This window comes from Cellulomonas sp. (assembly GCF_035634735.1).
Taxonomy (GTDB): domain Bacteria; phylum Actinomycetota; class Actinomycetes; order Actinomycetales; family Cellulomonadaceae; genus Cellulomonas.
In genome coordinates this window covers 1-17,612 of the sequence record NZ_DASQCJ010000001.1, presented here as the reverse complement: position 1 = coordinate 17,612, position 17,612 = coordinate 1, and the positions used below count along the sequence as shown (strand labels likewise).

The following is a 17,612-nucleotide window of genomic DNA, read 5'->3' as shown; positions in this document are numbered from 1 at the left end:
CCGAGCGCCGCCGCGGGCCGGCACCCGCTGCCCGACGTCGCCGACCTGCAGGCCGCGGCGCGGCGCTGGGGCCTGCGCGCCGGCGAGCCGGTCGTGGTCTACGACGACTCCGGGGCCACGTCGGCCGCGCGGGCCTGGTGGTTGCTGCGCTGGGCGGGCGTCGCGGACGTGCGGATCCTGGACGGCGGGCTGGCGGCGTGGGTCGCGGCGGGCGGGGCGGTCGAGGCGGGCGACGTCGCCGCCGAGCCCGGGGACGTCACGCTCACCGGCGACCAGCTGCCCGTGCTCGACGCCGACGGGGCCGCCCGGTGGGCCGAGGAGGGCGTGCTGCTCGACGCCCGCGCCGCCGAGCGGTTCCGCGGCGAGGTCGAGCCCGTCGACCCGCGGGCCGGGCACATCCCCGGCGCCGTGAGCGCGCCGACCGCCGACAACCTCGACGCGGACGGCCGGTTCCGCCCGGTCGACGACCTGACCGCGCGGTTCGCCGCCCTCGGGGTGGCCGAGGGTGGCGAGGTCGCCGTCTACTGCGGCTCCGGCGTCACGGCCGCGCACCAGGCGGCGGCGATCGTGCTGGCCGGGCGGACCCCGGTGCTGTACCCGGGGTCGTGGTCGCAGTGGTCGAGCGACCCGGACCGCCCGGTCGCCGTCGGGGAGTGACCTCGCGGGTCAGCCCGCCGTCCGGCCACCCGCCGAGGCCGCGCCGAGCCAGGTGTGCGGGTTCCGGTCCCAGCACCAGCCGAGCTTGGGCCGACGCTCGCTGATCCACACCGCGGGCACTCGCTGGTCGTCCGCCCGCGAGCCCATCAGCGAGAAGCAGCGGTTGGGCCGCAGCATGTCCGGCCGCACCGCGACCAGCGCGAGCCCCTCGGCGACCGTCAACGGCGTCCGCCCGCGGCCGCGCACCGCCACCAGCGCGTCCTCCGGCCGCACGCCGCAGAACTCCGTCCCGGTGTCGACGTCGAGCAGCAGGTAGGGGGTCGCGGGCACGTCCAGGTCCGGCAGCGGGCGGTAGCCGGCCATCTCGTCGTCGCCGATCACGCTGACGCCCGGGCGGCTGCCGCGGCGCAGCGCGGGCACCGACGCGTTGGCGCGCGAGGTCCCGCCGTCGAGCACCAGCACGAACGGCACGTGGTCGTCGGGGTCCACGGACGACGGCCCGGCCGCGGCCCCGGCGGCGAGCGCGGCGCGCAGCGGGGCGACCGCGGCGACCAGGTCGGCGGGGGACAGGCCGTGCACCGCGGCCAGCCCGAGGTCGAGCTGCGCGCGGACCTGCCGGTCCAGCTCGGCGGCGGCCGCGGCGGCGGGGTCGTAGGGCTCGGGCGCGCGGTCGGCGGCGGCGACGGTGGGCCAGGCGGGGTCGGGGGCGATGACGGGGACGGGCACGGGCGCTCCTCGGGGTCGTCGGTCCGGGAGCGGGTCAACGGCCGGGGATCCCTCGGGGTTCCCGAGACGACCGCGGGCGCCGCGCCTCAGTCCTCCGCCGGCTCCTTCGCACGGTCCCGGTCCTTGCTCGGCTGCACGCGCTTCGGCTCGCCCGGCATCTTCGGGTACTCCGGCGGGTACGGCAGGTCGCCGAGGTCGTGGTCGCGCTCGTCCTGGGCGGCGAGCTCCAGCAGCCCGTCGAGCACCCCCGGCGCGACGGCGTCGGTGCCCTCGGCCGGCGAGGTGCGGGCGACCAGCGGCGCGAACAGGTCGCCCACCTCGGCGAACCGCGCCGGCATCGTCGTCACGTCGAAGTCGTCCGGGTGCACGTCGGCGACCTCCTCCCAGCGCAGCGGCGCCGAGACGGTGGCGCGGCGGTTCGGGCGGACGGAGTACGCCGACGCGATCGTGCGGTCGCGGGCCATCTGGTTGTAGTCGACGAAGATGGTCTCGCCGCGCTCCTCCTTCCACCACTTCGTCGTGACCTGACCCGGCAGCCGGCGCTCGAGCTCGCGGCCCAGCGCGATCGTCGCGCGGCGGCACTGGGTGAACGACCACCGGGGCTCGATGGGCACGAAGATGTGGATGCCGCGCCCGCCGGACGTCTTGGGGAACCCGGTCAGCCCGTGCTCGGCGAGGATCTCGCGGACGTGGGGCGCCACCCGGGCGGCGTCGTCGAAGGTCGTGCCGGGCTGCGGGTCCAGGTCGATCCGGAGCTGGTCGGGCGCCTCGACGTCGGCGCGGGTCACGGGCCACGGGTGGAACGTCAGCGTGCCGAGGTTGGCGGCCCAGGCGACGACGGCGAGCTCGGTCGGGGTGACCTCGTCGGCCGTGCGGCCGGACGGGAAGGTGATCGTCGTCGACTCGACGTAGTCCGGGGCGCCCTGCGGGACCCGCTTCTGGAAGAACGCGTCACCCTTGTTGTCCATCCGGGTCGACAGCCTCGCGCCCTCGAACCAGCCGCGCGGCCAGCGCTCCAGCGTCGTCGGCCGGTCCCGCAGCGCGCCGAGGATCCCGTCGCCGACGCTGACGAAGTACCGGACGACGTCGATCTTGGTCAGGCCGCGGTCGGGGAAGTAGACCTTGTCGGGGTTGGAGACCCGCACGGTGCGACCGCGCACCTCGATCTCCTCGGCGGGCACCTTCGACGGGCTCATGGGCCTCACGCTAGGGCCGACCGCCGACGCGCGCACCCACCCGGGCGAGATGACCCGAGGTCAGGCGGCCGGGGTCGCGCCGCCCGCGGCGAGCGCCGCGTCCAGGTCCTCGAGGATCCGCCGGCACTCCTCGACGTCCCAGGGGGTCCCGGCGATCTCGAACTCGAACAGCACCGGGCGGCCGGACCGGGCCGCGACGTCCCGCGCCGCGTGCTGGTAGTACCGGCCGAAGTTCCGGTTCCCGCTGCCGATGACGCCGACCAGCCGGCGGCGGTTCACCGGCGAGCGCAGGAACCGGCGCACCGCCTCGGGGATGGTGTCGTTGGCCTCGTTGCCGGTCTTGTACGAGGGCGTGAGCAGCACCCACGCCCCGTCGGCCTCGGACTGGCGGACCTCGCGCCGGGACAGGTCGAGCACCGGCCGGTCCAGCCGCTCCGCGAACGACCGCACGAGCCCGGAGCTCGACGAGTAGTAGTACACCGGGGTCTGCCGCACGCTCACCCTCCGACCCTCCCCGCCGCGCTCCGCGCGCGCCGGGGACCTACGTCCCGCGCTCCATCGTGCGCCGCCCGCGGCCCCTTCGCCGAGATGGCAACTCTCGGCTGTCCAGGGGTGCCCGCACACAGCCGAGAGTTGCCATCTCGGCGGGGGTCGTCCGAGGAGCGGGGGACGCAGACGGCCGGGCACCCCCCCGCGGGGGGTGCCCGGCCGTCTGCGCGTCAGCGCGCGTCAGAGCTGGTCGCCCGTGCCGCTCTCCGACGGGGCGCTCGCGTCCGACGCCGGGGCGCTGCCGCCGCGGGCCGCCGCGATCGACTCGTGCGCCGCCGCCACGACGGCGTCCGCCGTGATGCCGAACTCCTCGTACAGGGTCTCGTACGCGGCCGAGGCGCCGTAGTGCTCGAGCGACACGGCGCGGCCGGCGTCGCCGAGGATCTTCCACCAGGACAGCGCGATGCCGGCCTCGACGGAGACGCGGGCCTTCACCGAGGACGGGAGCACCGACTCGCGGTAGGCCTCGTCCTGCTCGGCGAACCACTCCAGCGACGGCGCGGAGACCACGCGGGTCGGGACGCCGGCGGCCTCGAGGGTCTCGCGGGCCGCGACGGCCAGCTGCACCTCGGAGCCGGTGCCGATGAGGATGACCTCCGGCGTGCCGGACGACGCCTCGAGCAGCACGTACGCGCCGCGGGCCACGCCCTCGGCGGACGCGAAGCCCTCCTCGCCGCGGGGGAACGTCGGGACGTTCTGCCGGGTGAGGATGAGCGCGGCGGGGCCGTCGGTGCGCTCGAGGATCGCCTTCCACGCCTGCGCCGTCTCGTTGGCGTCGGCGGGGCGGACGACCGCGAGGCCCGGGATGGCCCGGACCGCGGTGAGGTGCTCGACCGGCTGGTGGGTCGGGCCGTCCTCGCCGAGGCCGATCGAGTCGTGCGTCCACACGTAGATGGCCGGCACGCCCATGAGCGAGGCGAGGCGGACCGCGCCGCGCATGTAGTCGGAGAACGTGAAGAACGTGCCGCCGTACGCGCGGGTCAGGCCGTGCAGGACGATGCCCGACAGGATCGCGCCCATGCCGTGCTCGCGGATGCCGAAGTGCAGCGTGCGGCCGTACTGGTCGCCCGCGAACTCGTGCGTGGAGCGCTCGGCCGGGATGAAGGAGGGCTCGCCCTTCATGGTGGTGTTGTTCGAGCCGGCCAGGTCGGCGGAGCCGCCCCAGAGCTCGGGCAGCACCGGCGCGAGGGCGGAGAGCACCTCGCCGGAGGCGGCGCGGGTGGCGACGGCCTTGCCGGCCGGGAACGTCGGCAGCGCGTCGGCCCAGCCGGCGGGCAGCTTGCCGGCGCGCAGCCGCTCGAGCAGCTCGGCGCGCTCGGGGTTCGCCTCGCGCCAGGCGTCGAAGCCCGTGCTCCACTCGGCCTTGGCGGCGGCGCCGCGCTCGAGGGCCTTGCGGGTGTGCGCGATGACCTCGGGGGCGACGTCGAACGACTTCTCGGGGTCGAAGCCGAGGACCTCCTTGAGGCCGCGGACCTCGTCGGTGCCCAGCTTGGAGCCGTGCGAGCCGTGGGTGTTCTGCTTGGTCGGCGACGGCCAGGCGATGATCGTCCGCAGGCCGATGAACGACGGGCGGTCGGTGACGGCCTTGGCGGCCTCGATCGCGGCGTGCAGCGCGTCCACGTTCTCCGTGTACTCGCCGCCCTCGGTCCAGTCCACGAACTGCACGTGCCAGCCGTAGGCCTCGTAGCGCTTGAGGACGTCCTCGGTGAACGCGATCTCGGTGTCGCCCTCGATCGAGATGTGGTTGTCGTCCCAGATCGCGATGAGGTTGCCGAGCTTCTGGGTGCCGGCGATCGAGGACGCCTCGGAGGACACGCCCTCCTGCAGGTCGCCGTCCGAGCAGATCGTGTAGACGAAGTGGTCGAACGGGCTGGTGCCCGGGGCGGCCTCGGGGTCGAGCAGGCCGCGCTCGCGGCGCGCCGCCATCGCGAAGCCGACGGCGGACGAGATGCCCTGGCCGAGCGGGCCGGTGGTGATCTCGACGCCCTTGGTGTGCTTGTACTCGGGGTGGCCCGGGGTCTTGGAGCCCCAGGTGCGCAGCGCCTCGATGTCCTCGAGCTCCAGGCCGAAGCCGGCCAGGTAGAGCTGGATGTACTGCGTCAGCGACGAGTGGCCCGCCGACAGGATGAACCGGTCGCGGCCCAGCCAGTGCGGGTCGGCCGGGTCGTGCCGCAGCACGTTCTGGTAGAGCAGGTAGGCCGCCGGGGCCAGGCTGATCGCCGTGCCGGGGTGGCCGTTGCCGACCTTCTCCACCGCGTCGGCGGCCAGGACACGCACCGTGTCGACGGCCTTGACGTCGAGCTCGGTCCAGCCGACCTGCTGGGCCACAGGAGCCTTCGCGTTCACCGCACCTCATTTCCGCCCGGACCTCGGCGGCCCGGATCATCGGGGGTTGCTGCTCGCCCGGTCGCGGAGTGCGGCCGGCCGCGGGCACTGCCACCGAGCCTAGACTCCCGCGCGCGGCACGCAGGACATGGGGCCCAGGCGTCCGCTCGGCGGAACGGGTAACCGACAGGCGGACAGGCGTCTCGGGCGTCGGACGGTTGACCTACGCTTGACCGGTGACCGACCCCCAGCCCTCGCTCGAGGCCCGCCGCGGCCTCGCGCGCCACGAGGTCCCCGACCCGTTGCGCAACGACGTCCGGATGCTCGGCGAGTTCCTCGGCCGCGTCATCCGCGAGTCCGGCGGCGACGACCTGTTCGACGACGTGGAGCGCGTCCGCGCGCTGACCATCCGCGCGCACGACGAGCAGGACCTGTCCGCGCTCACGGAGGCGGAGGAGCTCGTCGACTCCTTCTCCATCGAGCGCGCCCAGCAGGTCGCCCGCGCGTTCACCTGCTACTTCCACCTGGCGAACCTCGCCGAGGAGCACCACCGCGTCCGGGTGCTGCGCGCCCGGGAGGCGGAGCTCCCGGCCGGCGAGCTCATGCAGGACGACTCGCTGCCCGCCGCGATCGACGCCCTCGCGGGCGAGGTCGGCCGCGACGAGGCGGTGCGCCGGCTGCAGGAGCTCGAGTTCCGCCCGGTGCTCACCGCGCACCCGACGGAGGCCCGCCGCCGCTCGGTGTCCCGGGCGATCCGGCGCATCTCCGACCTGCTGGCCGAGCGGGACGCGCTCGCCGCCGGCGGCACCTCCCGCGCGGAGAACGACCGCCGCATCCTGGAGGAGATCGACACGCTGTGGCGCACGTCGCCGCTGCGGGCGCAGAAGCCCACGGTGCTGGACGAGGTCCGCACCGTGATGAACATCTTCGACACCACGCTGTTCGACACGTTCCCCACCGTGTACCGCCGCCTGGACGACTGGCTGTCCGGCGAGGGCGCGGGGCGCCGCGAGCCGGCGGTCCGCCCGTTCGTGCGGCTCGGCTCGTGGATCGGCGGCGACCGCGACGGCAACCCGAACGTCACCGCCGAGGTGACCCGGGCCGCCGCGGCGCTCGCCAGCGAGCACGTGCTGACCGCGCTGGAGGAGTCGGCGCGGAAGATCTCCGCGAAGCTCACGCTCGACGACACCGGCACCCCGGCCAGCGCGGAGCTCACCGCGCTGTGGCACCGGCAGCGGGACCTCTCCGAGGACGCCGCGACCAAGGCCGCCGCCGAGGTGAAGCACCAGCCGCACCGCCGCGCGCTGCGCATGGTCGCGGAGCGGCTCGCCGCCACCCGCCGCCGGGACGCGGACCTGTCCTACGCGAACCCCGAGGAGGTGCTCGCCGACCTCGACGTCGTGCAGCGCTCCCTGGAGGCCGCGGGCGCGACCCGCGTCGCGTTCGGCGACCTGCAGAAGCTCATCTGGCAGGTGCAGACCTTCGGGTTCCACCTGGCCGAGCTCGAGGTGCGCCAGCACTCCCAGGTGCACGCCGCCGCGCTCGCGGACGTCGAGGCCAAGGGCCTGGACGGCGACCTGGAGCCGCGCACGGTCGAGGTGCTCGACACCTACCGCGCGATCGGCGCCGTGCAGCGCCGGTACGGCGTCGCCGCCGCCCGCCGGTACATCGTGTCGTTCACCCAGGCGCCGGAGCACCTGGCCGCGGTCTACCGGCTCGCCGAGCTGGTGTTCCCGGACCCGGCGACCCGCCCGGTGATCGACGCGATCCCGCTGTTCGAGACCTTCGCGGACCTCGAGGCCAGCGTCGACATCCTCGAGTCGATGCTCACGCTGCCCGCGGTGCAGGCGCGGCTCGCCGAGAACGGCCGGCGCGTCGAGGTCATGCTCGGCTACTCGGACTCGTCCAAGGACGTCGGCCCGGTGGCCGCGACCCTCGCGCTCGACGTGGCGCAGAGCCGGATCGCCGAGTGGGCCGGCAAGCACGACCTCAGCCTCACCCTGTTCCACGGCCGCGGCGGCGCCCTCGGGCGCGGCGGCGGCCCGGCCAACCGCGCCGTGCTGGCCCAGCCCCCGGGCTCGGTCGACGGCCGGTTCAAGCTCACCGAGCAGGGCGAGGTCATCTTCGCCCGGTACGGGAACCCGACGATCGGCGCCCGGCACATCGAGCAGGTCGCCGCGGCGACCCTGCTGGCCGGCGCCCCGTCGACCGAGCAGCGGAACGCCGCCGCCACGGCGCGGTTCGCCGAGCTGGCCGCCGCGCTGGACGCCTCGTCCCGCACCCGGTTCTACGAGCTGGTCCGCGCCGAGGGCTTCCCGCAGTGGTTCGCCCAGGTGACCCCGCTGGAGGAGATCGGCCTGCTGCCGATCGGCTCCCGCCCGGCGCGCCGCGGCCTGTCCGTGGAGTCGCTGGACGACCTGCGGGCGATCCCCTGGGTGTTCTCCTGGTCGCAGGCCCGGACCAACCTCGCCGGCTGGTTCGGCCTCGGCACCGCCCTGGAGTCGGTCGGCGACCTCGCCGAGCTGCAGGCCGCGTACGCCGAGTGGCCGCTGTTCAGCACGATGATCGACAACGTCGAGATGTCGCTGGCCAAGACCGACGACCGGCTCGCGGAGCGCTACCTCGCGCTGGGCGACCGGGACGACCTGGCGCGGCTCGTGCTCGAGGAGATGGCGCTGACCCGGCAGTGGGTGCTGGCGATCACCGGCTCCGACCGCATCCTGTCCCGCCGCCGGATCCTCGGCCGGGCCGTCCAGCTGCGCAGCCCCTACGTGGACGCGCTGTCGCTGCTGCAGATCCGGGCGCTGCGCGCGCTGCGGACGGGCGAGTCCGAGGACCTGGTCGAGGAGAACAAGCGGCTGCTGCTGCTGAGCGTCAACGGCGTCGCCGCGGGCCTGCAGAACACCGGCTGAGCCGGACTGCCCCGCCGCACGCCGACGGCCCGGCACCCCCTGGTGGGGTGCCGGGCCGTCGGCGTGCGCGCGGGCTGTCAGGCCCAGAGGCGCTTCGTGGCGATCTCGGCCCCCTGGACCAGGGTCTCGAGCTTGGCCCACGCGATCTGCTGGTGGATGCGCCCGCCCAGGCCGCAGTCCGTGGCGGCGACGACGTTCTCGCGGCCGACCAGCCGCGCGAACCGCTCGATGCGGTCGGCGACCAGCTCCGGGTGCTCGACGACGTTCGTCGCGTGCGACACCACGCCCGGGAGGATCAGCTTGCCCTCGGGCAGCTGCACGTCCTCCCAGACCCGCCACTCGTGCTCGTGCCGGACGTTGGCGGCCTCGAACGAGTACGCGCCCGCGTTGACCTTGAGCATCGACCGGACGATGTCCTTCATGGGCAGGTCGGTGGTGTGCGGGCCGTGCCAGGAGCCCCAGCACAGGTGGTACCGGATCCGGTCCTCGGGCAGCCCGCGCAGCGCGTGGTTGAGCGCCTCGACCCGGATCTCGGTGAACCGCACGTAGTCCTCGACCGTGGGCTCCGGCGTGATCTGGTCCCAGTTCTCCGCCATCGACGGGTCGTCGATCTGCAGCACCAGGCCGGCCTCGACGATCGCGACGTACTCCTCGCGGAGCGCGTCGGCGAGCGCCCAGACGTACTCCTCGTCCGTGGCGTAGTACTCGTTGTCCATCCGGGCGGCCGACGCGGGCGCGATCGAGGTGATGAAGCCCTCCCGCGCGCCGGTGGCGTCGAGCGCCGCACGCAGGTTGGCGACGTCCTCGGCCACCGCGTCCTGGCCGGTGTACGTCACCGGGGCGACGGCGGTCGGGAACGGCTTGGGGTCGCCGCCGTGGAACACGCCGCTGGTCGGGTCGGCGTAGGCCTCCTCGAACGCGGCGCGGTCGCGGCGGCGGCCGAAGCCGGTCACCTTGACGTCGCCGGGACCGGACTGCACGTCCTTGAAGATCCAGCTGGCGCCGTCGCGCAGCTCCAGGCCGCCGAGCCGCTGGAACGAGTACGACCACCAGGCGCCGTAGTCGATCGCGCTGGTCATGGCCTTGCCGAACTCGCCGTCGCCGGGGACGTCCAGGCCGAGGTCGACCTGGCGGCGCACCAGGTCCGTCACGGCGTCGCGGAGCAGGGCGGCGTGGTCCCCGGCGTCCTGGCCGGCCTCGCGGGCGGCGTTGGCGGCGATCAGCTCCGGCGTGCGCGGGAGGCTGCCGGCCTGGCTGGTGAGGATGTGGTCGGTGCTGCGGATCATCGGGTCTCCCGGCTCTGGCGGACGTGCGGGGTCATGGTCGCACCGCGGCTCGGTGCAGGTGGGCGGCGTCCAGGGGGCGGGCCGGGGTGCCGTGCGTGGTGGGGCGGTCAGAGCCGGGGGAGGACCTGCTCCCGCACCTGCTTGCGCAGCACCTTGCCGAGCATCGAGCGCGGGGTGTCCTCGATCGCCACCACCCGCTGCGGCACCTTGTAGGCCGCCAGGTGCTCCCGGCAGTACGCGCGCAGGCCCGCCTCGTCCAGGGCCGCCCCGGGCTCGAGCTCGACGGCCGCGACCACCATCTCGCCGCCGCGCTCCAGCGGCTTGCCGACCACCGCGGCGTCGGCGACCGACGGGTGCCCGCGGAGCACCGCCTCCACCTCGGACGGGGACACGTTGAACCCGCCCGTGATGATGAGCTCCTTGGCGCGGTCGACGATCGTGGTGAACCCCTCGGGGTCGACGGTGACGATGTCGCCGGTGCGCAGCCAGCCGCCGGGCAGCAGCGCCGCCGCCGTCTCGTCGGGGTTGTTCCAGTAGCCGGCGAACACCTGCGGGCCGTGCAGCAGCAGCTCGCCGGGCTCGCCCTGCGGGACGTCCGTCGCCGGGTCGTCGGGGTCGACGACCCGCATCCGGGTGGACGGGAACGGGACGCCGATCGTGCCGGTGCGCCGGGTCGGGTGGAACGGGTTGCCGAGCGCGACGGGCGACGACTCGGTCATGCCGTAGCCCTCGACGAGCAGGCCGCCCGACATCGACTCCCACAGCTCCACCGTGGCGTCGGGCAGGTTCATCGCGCCCGAGATGCAGAACCGGCAGGACGCCAGGGACACCCCGCGCTCCTTGGCGGCCATCGCGGTGCGCTCGTAGATCGGCGGGACGGCGCAGTAGACCGTCGCGGGCGACTTCGTCATCGCGTCCAGCACGAGGCCCGTGTCGAACTTGGGGAACAGCACGATCAGCGCCTGCTTGCGGATGCCGTAGGTGAGGTACAGCGTCATGCCGAACGCGTGGAACATCGGCAGGATCGCGTAGAACACCTCCTTCCGGTACTCCGCGCCGTGCATCCAGGCCTCGCCCTGCAGCGCGTTCGCGTACAGGTTGAGGTGGGTGAGCATCGCGCCCTTGGGGCGGCCGGTGGTGCCGGAGGTGTACTGGATCGCGGCCAGGTCGGTGACGGCGGGCCGCGGGTGCGCGGGGTCCAGCGGGCCGTGGGACAGCAGGTCCTCCCACGGGATCGTGCCCGGGGCCGGCGCGGTGAGCGAGCGTCGTGTGGCGCGCAGGCTCGGCACGGGCAGCGACAGCGCCGCGCGCTTCAGGGCGGGGAACGCGCGGAGCAGGTTGACCGACACCACGTGGTCGACGCCGACGTCCGCGGGGAACTGCTGCACCTGGTCGACGGCCTTGTCCCAGGCGATGACGACCCGCGCCTGGTGGTCCTCGAACTGGTGCCGCAGCTCGCGCGACGTGTAGAGCGGGTTGTGCTCGACCACCACGGCGCCCAGCCGGAGCACCGCGTAGAACGCGACGACGTGCTGCGGGCAGTTCGGCAGCAGCAGCGCGACCCGGTCCCGCGGCTTCACGCCGAGCCGGCGCAGGCCCTCGGCGGCCCGCTCGACCTGCGCGCCGAGCTCGGCGTAGGAGGTGCGGCGGCCGAAGAACTCGAGCGCGGGTGCGGCGCCCGCCTCGGCCACGGAGCGCTCGAGCATCGCCACCAGGGACTCGGTGGGGAGCTCGATGTCGGCGGGTACGCCGGGCTGGTACTGCGCGACCCAGGGACGGTCGTCGGTCGAGGTCATGCCGCCATTGTGGCGGGTGACGCGCCGGGTGGGTGGGGTCCGCGCGCCGCCTACGGACGGGCGGCCGTCAGCCCGGGCGCGGGGCGGCGAACGGCACGCGCTGCGCCAGGTCGCGCAGCACGTGCAGGAGGATCCGGTTGAAGGCGACCGGCGCGTGGCTGTTCACGTCGTGCCCGGCGTTCGGCACCACCCACTGCCGGGCGCCCGGGTGCGCCCCGAGGTAGCGCCGCGCGCCGAACCGCAGCGGGTCGCGCGCGCCGTTGACCAGCCACACCGGCAGCGCGAGCCGGCGCAGGTCCTGCACCGGCGTGTAGCCGTGCAGCGCGCTCAGCATGTCGGTGACGACGTGCCAGGTGCCGCCGCCCAGGCCGAGCGCGTCCACCACCCGGCGGGACGCACGGCGGTAGGCGCCGAGCGGCTTGCCCTTGAGGTCGGTCGAGCAGCCGGCCAGCACCACGCCGGCCAGCCGGTCCTCGTGCCGCGCGGCGTACGCGAGCGACATGTAGCCGCCGAGCGACAGGCCGACCAGGAGCGGCGGCTCGGCGCAGGCGCGCACGGCGGCGTCGATGGCGGCGATCCCGCCCTCGAACGTCAGGCGCTCGTGGGCGCGGGTGCCGTGCCCGGGCAGGTCGATCGCGATCGTCGGGTGGCCGCCCTCGGTGAGGGCGCGGACCTGGTCGTCCCAGATCTTCGACGAGGTGCGGGTGCCGTGCACGAGCACGATGGGGTGCGGCTGGCTCTCAGGGGTGGACATGCGCCGTTCCGGGGGGAGGTGCGGCCGGCCGTCTGCGGCCGGTCGTCGGGCGCCGCGGCGATGGTCCGAGCCGCGGGATCTGCCTCCACGGTAAGCCCGGAACCTGGGACGCACCTGGGACGGCCGGGATTCACCCGGGTGACCCGCATCACCGCCGCGCGGGGCCCCTGGTCAGACGCCGAGCAGCCCCCGGCGGTGCGCGATCGCGACCGCCTCGGCCCGGCCGCCGGCGCCCAGCTTGTCCAGCACGCGGGACATGTGGACCGAGACCGTCTTGCCGCTGATGTACAGCCGCTCGCCGATCTGCCGGTTGCTCAGGCCCTCGGCGGCGAGCGCCAGCACCTCGGCCTCCCGGCCGGTGAGCACGGCGCTGCCCCCGGCGACCACGCCCGGCACGTCGAGCCGCCCGCGGCGCGCGAGGTCGGTCACGGCGGTGACCAGGGGGGCGGCGCCCATGGCGCGGGCCTCGGCGAGCGCCGCCGCGGCGGCCTCGCCCGCGGCGGCCCGGTCGCCGGCCCCGAGCAGGGCCTCGGCGTGCCGCCACCGGGTGCGGGCGAGCTCGTACCGGTAGCCGTAGTCGAACTCGGTCACGGCGGCCGCCCAGGCGCCCGGGTCGGCGACGCCGAGCAGCCGGGCGTGCTCGGCGTGCGCGCGGGCGAGCCACGCGCGCCCCTCGGGGCCGAGCTGCCCGCCGCGCGGCCGACCGCGGTCGGCGGTGACGACGGCGCGGTTGAGCAGCCGGGCGCCGAGGTCGAGCCGCGGCGCGGGGTCGCGGCCGGCGAGCCGGTCGGCCGCGGCCTGGTCGGCGAGCGCGGCGATCCCGAGCGCGGACAGCCAGATGCCGCCGAGGAAGTAGTCGGACCACACGCGGCTGATCTCGTCGATGAGCTCGTGCGCCAGGGCGACCGCCTCGTCCAGTCGGCCCGCGCCGGTGAGCGCGTCCACGGCGCAGCCGCCCGCGATGAGCGTGATCATCGTGTCGTCGTGCTGGCCGTGCAGCAGGGACAGCCCCCGCTCGACCGCGTCCGCGTCGCCGCGCGCGACGGCCGCGTACATCTGCACGCCGTCCACGGCCGAGGCGGCGCGCGGCGGGCCGGGGTCGGCGGTCGGCGCCGGCGGGGTGAGGTCGCCCCGCGCGTACCGGACGATCTCCGCGAACAGCCGCAGCTCGACGCCGTAGGCGCTCCAGGTCAGCCCGGACCGCGCGGCGAGCTCCAGCCCGACCCCGGTGGTCGCGGCGGCCTCGTCCAGCCGGCCGGAGTAGTACCGGTTCGCCGCGAGGTTGTAGGTGCAGCGCAGCTCGGTGGTGGTGTCGCCGGCGTCCCGCGCGCGGTGCAGCGCGACGGTGAGCAGGTCCGCGGCCCGGTCCCGGTCGTCGACGACGAGCACCGCCAGCGAGATGAGCGCGTCCGCCTCGGCGTCGGCGGCCCCGGCGGCGCGCGCCTCGTCCACCGCGGCGGCGGCCGACACCTCCGCCTGGTCGTCCAGGTCGGAGTTGAGCGCCGCGCGGGCGTGCGTCGCGAGCGCCCACGCGCGGGCCGCGTCCGGCGTGCCGTCGAGGTCGGCCAGCGCCTCGAGCGCGCGGTCCGTCTCGCGCAGCGCCTCGTCGACGCGCTCGGCGCCGAGCAGGTGCCGGGCGAGCGTGGTGCGCAGCGCCGCGACCCGGCGGGGCTCGGCGCCGTCCCCGCGGGCCGCGCCGGCGGCGCCCGGGGGCTCGACCGCCGCCACGGCCTCGCGCGCCATCGCCACCGCGCGGTCCCCGAGCCCGGCCCGGCCGCCGGCCGCCGCGGCGGCGAGCAGCACGTCGACGCGCTCCTCGCCGAGGTCCTCGGCCGCGGTCGGGACGCCGGGCCACAGCCGGAGCACGGTCTCGAGGTGCCGCAGCTCCTCCGCCGGCGCGAGCACCCGCCCCGCCTCGCGCGCGGCGTCCCGGGACGCGAGCAGGGCGAGGCGGTTGTCGTGGGACAGCAGCGCGTGGTGCGCGCGCTCCGCGGGGGTGGCCAGCGCCGGGTCGGCCGCCGAGGCCAGCAGGTAGTCCCGGTGCAGCGCGACCTGCTCGCCCGGGAGCAGGTCGGCGTACACCGCCTCGGCCAGCAGGGCGTGCCGGAACGCGATCCGGCGGCCCTCGCCGACCAGCACGTGGTGGGCGACGGCGTCCCGGAGCGCGGCGTCGAAGGCGCCGTGCCGGTCCGGGTCGTCCGCCGGGCCCACGACGACCGCGCGCAGCAGGGGCTCGGCGACCCGCCGGCCGGCGGCCGAGGCCGCGCGCACCAGGCGCTGCACCTCGGGGTCGAGCGCCTCCAGCCGGGCGCGCAGCACGTCGGCGAGCGTCCCGGGCAGGTCGGCGCCCGCGCCGCGCGCCTCCATCAGCTCCTCGGCGAAGTAGGCGTTGCCCTCCGAGCGCCGCTGGATGCGGCGGAGCGCCGCCTCCGGCAGCGGCTGGCCGGCGAGCCCGGTGGTGAACGCGCGCAGCTCCTCGCCGGTGAACGGCGGCAGGTCGATCCGCTCGACCCGCGGGTGCCGGCCGAGCTCCGCCAGCACGGGCCGCAGCGGGTGCCGGCGGTGCAGGTCGTCCGCGCGGTAGGAGCCGACCAGCAGCACCGGCTCGGCCCGCAGCCGGGCCACGAGGAACCGCAGCAGGTCGCGGCTGGACGAGTCCGCCCAGTGCAGGTCCTCGAGCACCAGCACCAGCGGGCGCTCGGGCGTCCCGGCCGCGGCGAGCGCGGCGGCCACGCCGTCGAACAGCTGGAGCCGCTCGGCCTGCTCGTCCGCGCCCGTGCGCACCGGGTCGGCCGACCCGGCGGCGCCCGACGGCAGCAGCCGGCGCAGCGCGGGCCGCGCGGCCACCACCTCGGCGACGCCGGGGCAGTCGGCGTCGACCAGCTGGTGCAGCGCGTCCGCGAACGGCAGGTACGGCAGGCCGATCTCGCCCAGGTCGATGCAGTGGCTGATCACCACGGTGGCGCCGCGCGCGGTCGCGAGCCGGGCGGTGTGCGTGAGCAGCCGGGTCTTCCCGACGCCGGCGTCCGCGCCGAGCAGCACCAGCCCCGGCTCGCCGGCGCCGGCGCGCTCGACGGCCGCGAGCAGCGCGGCGACCTCCTCGTCGCGGGCGACGAAGGGCGCGCGTCCCACCGACCGGCTCATGAGGTCGATGGTGGCAGTCCCCACCGACACGCGTCGCCTCCTTCTGCCCTCGGCGGATCAGCGGCGGCCGCGGTGGCCGCGGCGCCAGCGCCAGCCCAGGTCCGACCCGCGCACGGCCGCGCGGACGACCTCCTGGCGGTAGGCCACCTCGGCGTCGAGCGCCGGGCCCCAGATCGTGTCCATGTCGGTCTCCCCCGTGGTGCGTGCCCCCGCGGTCCCGCGGTGGCCTGCCGGGCCCCTCCCGGCAGGAACCACACTGCTGCTGAGGCGCGGGGCGCCGGATCGGTCGACCGACCAGTCCGCGGGACCGGCCGCGGCGGCCGTCGGCCTGAGGCGGGTCTGAGGCGGCGCCGCACGGGCTGAGGTGGGCCTGAGGCGGTCCTGAGGTGCCCGGGCGCGCCCGGCGCCGGGCCGTCGTGCGAGGCTCGGGGCATGACGACCGCCACCACCGACCCCCGCCCCGCCCCCGCGCGCGACGTGCTCGACGAGGTGTTCGACGCCGTGCTGTTCGACATGGACGGCACGCTGATCTCGTCCACCCGCTCCGTCGAGCGGTGCTGGCTGCGGCTCGCCGACGAGTACGGGATGCCCACCGGCGACCTCGCGCCGTTCCGCTACCACGGGGTGCCCGGGCGCGACATCGTGGACCTGCTGCTGCCCGACCGGGACCCGGCCGAGCGCGCGGCCGCGCTGGCCCGGATCGTCGACCTGGAGGTGGCCGACACCGAGGGGATCGAGGTGCTGCCGGGCGCGGTCGAGGCGCTCGCGGCGCTGAGCGGGTCCGGCGGTGCTGCGGGCCGGGCCGCCGTGGTGACCTCCTGCGGCGCGCGCCTGGCCGCGGCCCGGATCGCGGCGGTCGGCCTGCCGGCCCCGGCGACCGTGCTCACCGCCGACGACGTCGAGCGGGGCAAGCCCGACCCGGAGCCGTACCGCGCGGGCGCCGCCCGGCTCGGGGTCGACGTGCGGCGCTGCCTGGTGGTCGAGGACGCCGAGTCCGGCGTCCGGTCCGGGCGCACGGCCGGTGCGGCCGTGCTCGCGCTGCGCACGACCGAGCCCGAGGGGCCGGGCGGCGGCGCCGACCTCGTGGTCGACGACCTGTCCGCGGTGCGGTTCGAGGTGACGGACGCGGGCGTGCGGGTGCGGCGGGCCTGACGCGCCGGGCCTGACGCGCCGGCCTCCGGGGCGCGCGCGGCGCCGGTCAGGGTGCGGTTCAGGGTCCGGCCAGGGTCCGCCCCGGATGTGCCCCGCGACGCCGACCGGCACCGTAGGGGGTGTCGCGGAGCACCGCGGCACGAGCAGCACGACGGGAGAGAACGACGATGACCGGCATCTACGAGTCCCTGTGGCGGAGCGGCCTGGTCCGGCCGCTGGACGGCCGGGTCCTGGGCGGCGTGTGCGCCGGCCTCGCGCGGCGGTTCGGCATCGACGCCTGGCCGATGCGGTGGCTGTTCCTCATCGTGCTGGTCGTGCTGCCGGGGAGCCCCCTGCTCATCTACCCGCTGCTGTGGATCTTCATGCCGGGCGAGGACTGGGTCGCCCGGGTGCACGGGCCGTCCGCGTACGCCCAGGCGTTCCCCGGCGCGCGGCCCCAGCAGGGCTACGCGGCGCCGCAGCAGCAGCCGTACGCGCAGCCGTACGCCGGGTACGGCGAGCAGCCGCCGCCGGCGCCGTCGACCCCGCCCGCCGCTCCGCAGCCGCCGGCCGACCCCGCCGACGGCGCGCGCTGACCGCTCGCCGGGCCCTCAGGGCACCAGCACGTTGTACCGCGGGGCCGGGGGGAGGGACCCGGCCTCGCGGAGCCACCGGCGGGTCGTCGCCACGGGGAACGCGGTGACCGGGCGCACGCCGCCCGGACCCACCCACCCGTAGACGAGCGCCCCGCCCCGGACGCCCTGCGCACGGACCACCACCGTGCGCAGGGCGTCCGTCGTGCCCGGGACGGCGTCGTCCCGGGCCAGCAGCGCGCCGGCGGGCGGGTCGGCGAGCAGCGGCAGCACCGCGTCGGTCACCCGCTCCAGCAGCGTGCGCCCGTCGGGGCGGCGCCAGGGCAGCAGGTGCCGCGGGTCCAGCCCGAGCGCGGCCGCCAGCGCCCCGCCGGTCCACCGGTCCCGCTTGAGCCCGAACGGCGTCGCGGCCGTCGACAGCAGGTAGCCGTACACGTGCGCGAGTCCGGCGTCGGTGCCGGGGAACTCGACCGGCAGTCCCGCGCGGCGCTGCAGCCACGCCAGCACCGGCTCCGGCACGACCGGGGCGCCGGTCAGCTCGTC

At 76.2% G+C, this 17,612-nt stretch carries 14 protein-coding genes; 4 read left to right on the top strand and 10 right to left on the bottom strand.

Translation table 11 applies throughout. The features are described 5' to 3' along the window. Window positions 1-657: sulfurtransferase (locus VER05_RS00070; RefSeq protein WP_324843366.1), on the top strand; the 657-nt coding region annotated here is incomplete at its 5' end. A 9-nt stretch (window positions 658-666) separates the two neighbouring features. Here the strand turns inward: VER05_RS00070 and VER05_RS00065 are convergent. The 4 genes from VER05_RS00065 to tkt form a co-directional block, all read right to left on the bottom strand. Next, a complete protein-coding gene (locus VER05_RS00065; protein ID WP_324843365.1) occupies window positions 667-1,383 on the bottom strand; it encodes a DUF5701 family protein in 717 nt (238 codons plus the stop codon). 86 nt (window positions 1,384-1,469) lie between these two features. After that, window positions 1,470-2,579, bottom strand: a complete 1,110-nt coding sequence (gene ligD, locus VER05_RS00060; RefSeq protein ID WP_324843364.1) for a non-homologous end-joining DNA ligase — start codon at window positions 2,577-2,579, stop codon at window positions 1,470-1,472. A gap of 60 nt (window positions 2,580-2,639) precedes the next feature. Beyond that, the gene (gene nrdI, locus VER05_RS00055; RefSeq protein ID WP_324843367.1) at window positions 2,640-3,074 is read right to left on the bottom strand and encodes a class Ib ribonucleoside-diphosphate reductase assembly flavoprotein NrdI; all 435 of its coding nucleotides are present in this window, start codon (window positions 3,072-3,074) and stop codon (window positions 2,640-2,642) included. A 234-nt stretch (window positions 3,075-3,308) separates the two neighbouring features. Then, on the bottom strand, window positions 3,309-5,474 hold the full coding sequence (tkt, locus tag VER05_RS00050; RefSeq protein WP_324843363.1) for a transketolase: 2,166 nt from the start codon (window positions 5,472-5,474) through the stop codon (window positions 3,309-3,311). A gap of 215 nt (window positions 5,475-5,689) precedes the next feature. On the opposite strand from tkt, the gene VER05_RS00045 reads away from it, so the two are divergent. Continuing rightward, entirely contained in the window at window positions 5,690-8,365 is a 2,676-nt protein-coding gene (locus VER05_RS00045) for a phosphoenolpyruvate carboxylase (protein ID WP_324843362.1), read from the top strand. A 77-nt stretch (window positions 8,366-8,442) separates the two neighbouring features. On the opposite strand, the gene VER05_RS00040 is transcribed toward VER05_RS00045, so the two are convergent. The 5 genes from VER05_RS00040 to VER05_RS00020 all read right to left on the bottom strand — a co-directional run bounded on the left by VER05_RS00040 (window position 8,443) and on the right by VER05_RS00020 (window position 15,528). Then, complete coding sequence (locus tag VER05_RS00040; RefSeq protein ID WP_324843361.1) at window positions 8,443-9,651, bottom strand: cobalamin-independent methionine synthase II family protein; 1,209 nt, start codon at window positions 9,649-9,651, stop codon at window positions 8,443-8,445. A gap of 107 nt (window positions 9,652-9,758) precedes the next feature. Next, window positions 9,759-11,447, bottom strand: coding sequence for a long-chain-fatty-acid--CoA ligase (locus VER05_RS00035; RefSeq protein ID WP_324843360.1), 1,689 nt, complete (start codon window positions 11,445-11,447; stop codon window positions 9,759-9,761). Between the two features lie 67 nt (window positions 11,448-11,514). Then, window positions 11,515-12,201: an alpha/beta fold hydrolase gene (locus tag VER05_RS00030; protein ID WP_324843359.1), complete on the bottom strand. Its 687-nt coding sequence runs from the start codon at window positions 12,199-12,201 to the stop codon at window positions 11,515-11,517. A gap of 171 nt (window positions 12,202-12,372) precedes the next feature. Beyond that, entirely contained in the window at window positions 12,373-15,375 is a 3,003-nt protein-coding gene (locus VER05_RS00025; protein WP_324843358.1) for a helix-turn-helix transcriptional regulator, read from the bottom strand. 27 nt (window positions 15,376-15,402) lie between these two features. Further along, window positions 15,403-15,528 carry a hypothetical protein gene (locus VER05_RS00020; protein ID WP_277344694.1) on the bottom strand — a complete coding sequence of 42 codons (126 nt, stop codon included), beginning with the start codon at window positions 15,526-15,528 and terminating at the stop codon, window positions 15,403-15,405. Window positions 15,529-15,777: 249 nt separating this feature from the next. Here VER05_RS00020 and VER05_RS00015 point away from each other — a divergent pair, with 249 nt between their 5' ends. Then, window positions 15,778-16,497, top strand: coding sequence for an HAD-IA family hydrolase (locus VER05_RS00015; protein ID WP_324843357.1), 720 nt, complete (start codon window positions 15,778-15,780; stop codon window positions 16,495-16,497). A 167-nt stretch (window positions 16,498-16,664) separates the two neighbouring features. After that, entirely contained in the window at window positions 16,665-17,072 is a 408-nt protein-coding gene (locus VER05_RS00010; protein ID WP_324843356.1) for a PspC domain-containing protein, read from the top strand. Between the two features lie 15 nt (window positions 17,073-17,087). Here the strand turns inward: VER05_RS00010 and VER05_RS00005 are convergent. Then, the coding region (locus VER05_RS00005; protein ID WP_324843355.1) for an amino acid deaminase at window positions 17,088-17,612 on the bottom strand (525 nt) is incomplete at its 5' end.

Coding starts and splice junctions, on each gene's coding strand:
- VER05_RS00015 (WP_324843357.1), top strand. CDS start 15,778: ATGACGACCGCCACCACCGACCCCCGCCCCGCCCCCGCGCGCGACGTG.
- VER05_RS00030 (WP_324843359.1), bottom strand. CDS start 12,201: ATGTCCACCCCTGAGAGCCAGCCGCACCCCATCGTGCTCGTGCACGGC.
- VER05_RS00040 (WP_324843361.1), bottom strand. CDS start 9,651: ATGATCCGCAGCACCGACCACATCCTCACCAGCCAGGCCGGCAGCCTC.
- VER05_RS00010 (WP_324843356.1), top strand. CDS start 16,665: ATGACCGGCATCTACGAGTCCCTGTGGCGGAGCGGCCTGGTCCGGCCG.
- VER05_RS00020 (WP_277344694.1), bottom strand. CDS start 15,528: ATGGACACGATCTGGGGCCCGGCGCTCGACGCCGAGGTGGCCTACCGC.
- VER05_RS00035 (WP_324843360.1), bottom strand. CDS start 11,447: ATGACCTCGACCGACGACCGTCCCTGGGTCGCGCAGTACCAGCCCGGC.
- ligD (WP_324843364.1), bottom strand. CDS start 2,579: ATGAGCCCGTCGAAGGTGCCCGCCGAGGAGATCGAGGTGCGCGGTCGC.